The sequence below is a fragment of the Mycolicibacterium palauense genome (assembly GCF_002592005.1).
Lineage (GTDB): Bacteria > Actinomycetota > Actinomycetes > Mycobacteriales > Mycobacteriaceae > Mycobacterium > Mycobacterium palauense.
Map to the genome: position 1 here is coordinate 1 of NZ_NVQF01000196.1, position 1,386 is coordinate 1,386.

1 pseudogene is annotated in these 1,386 nt (G+C 69.0%); it reads right to left on the reverse strand.

Annotated elements, in window-relative coordinates:
• Positions 1 to 1,057 (reverse strand): annotated as a pseudogene (locus tag CSR00_RS29825) (GGDEF domain-containing protein); the annotation flags it as partial.
• Positions 1,058 to 1,386: the final 329 nt, after the last annotated feature.

Genomic DNA, 1,386 nt, shown 5'->3' on the forward strand with positions numbered 1-1,386 from the left:
GACGACGCAACATCATCGCGTGCACCAACCGATCACGAAACAACGTCCGATTCCCCAACCCCGTCAACGGATCCCGCAACGCCTGATCCGCCGCCACCGACAACAACCGCCGGTTCTCCCACGCCGCGGCCACCTGACGCACGCAGATCAGGCCCATCAGCAGGGGCACCCCGACCACCAGCGGGCCGCTGAGAATCACCGCCGGCCCCACGATCCCGGCGACCAGCAGGGGCGCATAGGGCACCCATACCGATATCGACGACGGCACCGTGTCGATGAGCATCGGCGGGACGGGGATCTTTCGACTCCGCAGCGCGGCGGCGGCGAAGATCGACAGGGAGATCGCCCACCCGACATCGCTGACCTGCGCCGAGCCGTAGCGGTCCAGGGCGACCTGGTAGGCGAACACGGTGTCGGAGACCGTCATCACCACCACGGCGACGGTCAGCAGCCACAGCACGGTGCGTTGCCCGCGACGCGCGCGGGCCAGCACCAGGACCGCCAGCACCACCACGACCACGTCGACCACGGGATAGACCACGGCCAGCCCCAGGGAGGCCAGGTTCCCCTGCCTGGCGCGGTAGATGTCGTCGAGGACCAGCACCCACATCAGCAGCAGCAGCGCCACACCGACGACCAGGCCGTCGACGATCATGCGCAACCGGGACCGCGCGGACTCGCGCTGCCCGAGTTGCACGATGCCCGCGCCGATCAGGATGGACGCGGCCAGATAGAAGAAGTCCGCCGGGGACGGGAACGGACTCTGGTGCAGGACGAGGTCGAGCAGGGCCCAGATCAGCTCGCCGACCGCCCAGGCCCCCAACCCGCATGCCATCAGAATCCAGGCGATCCGGTGGCGGCCACGGGCCCAGTGGGCGGCCAGTACCGCGCAGGCCGTGGCGTAGAGCGCGAACGCGGCAAATCCGAGCGAATCGACGACGCCGACGACATGCTCGCCGCCCCACCCGTAGCCGAACCACAGGGCCAGGACGATGCACGCGAGTCCAGACACCGCGATCGGCAGTGCCGTGCGCGGCAGAGACCGGTGGACACTCACCTCGACACCACGACCCGTCTGCTGGTAAACCGCAGGTCAGCGCCGGTCGCGCACCCGCGCTGACCTGCTCTGCCGACCAGTGTGGCAAATGGTAACGGCCGTGGCTGCACCTTGTGGGCCGATTGGCACCGCCACCGTGATCGCCGTTGGTGGTGCGTGGTCGGTGGGGTGTGAGTCGGTGGGGTGTTAGTCGGTGGGGGTGGTGGTGGTGGCCAGGCCGGGGATGTAGGCCGCGGCGACCGGACGCCCGAAGTAGTACCCCTGCCCGATATCGCAGCCGTGCTCACCCAACCAACTCGCCGTCGCAGCGTCCTCTACCCCCGCGGCGA